Below are 3,871 nucleotides of genomic sequence, written 5' to 3'. Positions count from 1 at the left end.
AGTGATTGCCTCTTTGACTGGATATCCATTCATATTAAATGGGTTATCTGTAGCAAATATTTAGGAAAATGGTATCATGCCTAAACGCCTCAAGTTAGAGCCTCATCACACCTGCTGCGAGTTGTCTAAACTTTATCGTCAAGCGTCAGACCCAATTGAACGGACACGCTACCAAATAATTTGGCTCTTAGCAACTGGACGAATTACTGAAGATGTCGCTTCGGTCACAGGTTAGTGCCGTAACTCGATATACCGCTTAGTCCGTCGTTACAATCAATTAGGTGCTAATGGGTTGAAAGACAAACGTCATCAACATCCGGGTACTCAACCTTTATTATCTGTTGGGGAACAAGCACAACTGTTGCAAACTTTACGAACTCCCACAGCTGATGGAGGATTATGGAACAGTCGTAAAGTTGCTGAGTGGATGGGTAATTTACTTGACCGTCCAATCAGCGTACAAAGGGGTTGGGACTATCTACGTTCGTTAGAGTTTCGGTTACGGATACCCAGACCTGAACACGACCTAGCTGACCTTGAAGTCCAAGAAGCTTGGAAAAAAAACTGCGAACGCAAGCTAAACGAATTCAACAGCAGCATCCACTAGCAGCAGTAGAAGTGTGGGGAATGGATGAGCATCGTCTCGGACTAAAGCCGATAATTAGGCGAGGAGAGGGTAGGATATGGGGAGCAGCCAATAGCCAAGGTAAATTGGCGCTATCAATGGCTATGGTTATATGGTTTCGTACACCCGTCAACCGGAGAAACATACTTTTGGATTCTCCCAAAAGTTAACATCGAGCTTTTTAACTTAGTTTTAGAAGACTTTGCCGCCTGAATTTGAAGTAGGTAAAGATAAACACATCATATTAACTATTGACTCTTGAGGTTGGCATACCAGTCCACAAGTTCGAGTCCCAGGAGGTCTACACTTGGAATTTATGCCCTCCCATTCTCCCGAATTACAACCAGCAGAGCGTCTATGGCCGTTGGTAAATGAACCAATTGCCAATCGCTCATTTCAAAATCTTGATGAATTAGAGGAAGTGCTATTTCAGCGCTGTCAAGCTCTTCTCAAGCAACCTTCTTTGATTAAAGGGATTGCTTGTTTCCATTGGTGGCCTACAACCAAAGCTATATCATTCCGGTGCAACCGGAATTGATATCACTCGTTCCGAGTTTCCGTTGGTACTGGTTGTAGAACCTCTCAATCCGCCGGGTTTTGGTAAGTGCCGATAGTCAGTAGGGCAAGCTGCTATCTACCGTTCCCGTGAGCCTATTTCGCTCCCTGCGTATTAGCTTTATTCGGCAAGTTGACAATGACGACGGTTTGTACGAGAGTTCGCTTTCGCTGTTGTGCCCCAGATGCTCCCGGTTTCACTACATTTCAGGCTGGTAGCTGATCCGGTTTTCACCCCGCTTCAGTTCTGGCGGTGCTACCCTCTCCATAGCCTACCGTGTACACACAAGTTGATTCTGAGCTAGTTTCCATCCCAAAAAGATGGATTCAAACTGTCGGAGTCCATGAACAAGGGTAGGCATTCCCGGAGGTCTCTGAGAACTATAACCAGACCAACCCCCAAGTCGAGCAATCAACCAAGTAGCCCAAGGTAAGGAGGCGGGAGGATAGGGGTTGTGCAATTTTTGCGTGCGCCCTTGAAGAGATGGTTCAATCACAGACAAGGATTGCTGTTGACAATCAGAGAAAGTCAGGCAAGCTGGGTTTGTCGGCACGAGCGCGCCCTTCAACCATTTGTAGGGTTCGCACAGCAACGCCTAAAGCCAAGACAGTGAGTCGTTGAATGGCAGCTACGGACTCTAACTGTGTAGCTTCAAGATTTAATCCTGCTTGTTTCAATGTGGCAAAAAGTTGTTCAATACGCCATCGGCATCGATACCATTCGATAACCGACTTGGAACTAATCAAGCAACATAACCTGGAAATCGTCTCTTCAGGAAAGAAACATCCAAGCAAGTCGGAAGAAAGAGAAGCCCTCAAATGACAAGAGGACACCCGAGTAGCCGTGTGCTGCGAACGTAGCAAGCACGGTTCCGAATGGGAGGGAGAGGATGGTAACATCTTCTCTCGACCCTACCTGTCAGAATCCTCTCTCTTAGATTTAGTTGCCGATAAAAAGTTTTTTGTCCAGCCATGGCCGGAATTAATAAATCTTCCAGGTGATGCGCGCTCACTTCATTTTCTACTTGGGGACGATTTTTGGTCTTTGCATGATCTCGGTTGATTCGTTTTTTGCTACTCATAACTGGTTCAATTATGGCTCAACTGCTTGCCCCGTAAAGGTTTCATCCTATTTTACCTTTTTTTGTCTACCCCCTTGACAATTTGCACTTTTTCTTAACTGGTCACAAATGGTATGTGGCTAATGCTGCGCTAAGTTTTTGGATTTCTTGCCATAGCTCTACTATCAAGGCTTCTTTTGCCTCGTTCGATAGCTGTTTTAGGTCGGGGAGTTTTTCCATTCCTTTATCTAATGTCTATCTCGTCTTCTTATCAAGGGGGTTGAGCAATTACAAATTATGCTTCGGCGAACTTGAATCACCCATCAATTGCGCTCGTGATTTTTCTTAACTTATTCACCAAGCCCTAACTACCAAAAATTCGATTAATCATTTGATTCGCCTGGGACTCGTAACTCCCACCAAACAAATTAAAATGATTTAAAATGTGATACAGATTATAAATAGTTTTGCGTTCTTCATACCCTGAATCCAAAGGCCAAACCTGATTGTATCCCCGGTAAAACTGCGGGGAAAACCCGCAAAATAACTCCGTCATCGCCATATCAACTTCTCTATCTCCCAAATATGCCGCCGGGTCAAAAATGACAGGTTCCCCCACAGATGTCACCCCCACATTTCCCCCCCACAAATCTCCGTGAACTAGCGAGGGTTGAGGTTCATAACCAGCTAACAATTCAGGAATCATCTCTAATAAACGTTTCCCTTGCGGAAAATGACCGCCTCGACGCCTAGCCACTTTTAACTGATAACCAATCCGATGTTCAGCCCAAAATTCTGCCCAATTTGCCGTCCAATTATTAATTTGTATAGTTGAGCCGATCGTATTATTAATATCCCACCCAAAACCCCCCCTGAACAAGCTCGAATCAGGCTCTTCCCCCCCCCTTAGCAAGGGGGAGTTGGGGGATGTGTATTTGTGCATTTCCGCGAGTTTTCGCCCCATTTCTTCCCAAGTTTGATCGCCCCCGCGACTTCCCAAATCCAGCCATTCCAGCACAATATAAGCTAAATTTCCCTCTGTTCCCCAGCAAATCGGCTCCGGTACTCGAATCGTCTGGGTTTCCCCCATTTGCTGCAAACCCAGCGCTTCAGCTTCAAACATCGCGACTTGGGAAGCTTGATTGATTTTCACGAAGTAAGTGCGGGTACTGCTGCTGATATAATAGCCTTGATTGATGCAGCCACCGCTGACGGAACGGCGATTGTCGATCAAAAATGTTTCTCCGGTTGTTTTACAGATGTGCGCAGCAATTTTGTCCCACATAGCATGAAATCGTGTTGAGGGTTGAGGGCGATCGGAATTAGTTTAACAGGTAGGGCAACTTAATCAGCAAAAACAACAAATCCCCTATCTGAAGCTCAGAGAGAGGCTGTATATTGTAAAATAAAATCCCAGGCATCGAGCTATTTTCTCACGCAGTGACCTGCCAAATAGCTTCGCCACTGCAGCGTTTAACAACCGAGTTCGGGATGGAATCGGAGTGATGCCACTGCGTCATAGACACCTACAAAAGTTGTAAGGGGAAAAGTTGTAAGGGAGAAAAACCCTGAAGACTGCAGAGAATTAAGTCATCATCATCACCATGTGGAAACAGAGGTCAAGCCCTCG

1 protein-coding gene, 1 rRNA gene and 3 pseudogenes are annotated in these 3,871 nt (G+C 45.6%); 1 reads left to right on the top strand and 4 read right to left on the bottom strand.

The genetic code is table 11. From position 1 onward, the window contains the following. Window positions 1–76: 76 nt before the first annotated feature. Window positions 77–1,163 (top strand): annotated as a pseudogene (locus QUA10_RS28620) (IS630 family transposase). A gap of 289 nt (window positions 1,164–1,452) precedes the next feature. On the opposite strand, the pseudogene QUA10_RS29240 reads toward QUA10_RS28620, so the two are convergent. The 4 genes and pseudogenes from QUA10_RS29240 to rrf all read right to left on the bottom strand — a co-directional run. Next, window positions 1,453–1,668 (bottom strand): annotated as a pseudogene (locus QUA10_RS29240) (IS4-like element ISSysp3 family transposase); the annotation flags it as partial. A 66-nt stretch (window positions 1,669–1,734) separates the two neighbouring features. Further along, window positions 1,735–1,912 (bottom strand): annotated as a pseudogene (locus QUA10_RS29235) (transposase); the annotation flags it as partial. Window positions 1,913–2,605: 693 nt separating this feature from the next. Then, window positions 2,606–3,526, bottom strand: a complete 921-nt coding sequence (locus QUA10_RS28610; protein WP_333085907.1) for a fructosamine kinase family protein — start codon at window positions 3,524–3,526, stop codon at window positions 2,606–2,608. Between the two features lie 127 nt (window positions 3,527–3,653). Further along, window positions 3,654–3,771 (bottom strand): 5S ribosomal RNA (gene rrf, locus QUA10_RS28605). Between the last annotated feature and the right edge of the window lie 100 nt (window positions 3,772–3,871).

It is taken from the genome of Microcoleus sp. Pol8_D6, assembly GCF_036700965.1.
In the GTDB taxonomy this organism is placed as follows: Bacteria; Cyanobacteriota; Cyanobacteriia; order Cyanobacteriales; family Microcoleaceae; genus Microcoleus.
This window is presented reverse-complemented; position numbering and strand designations above follow the sequence as displayed.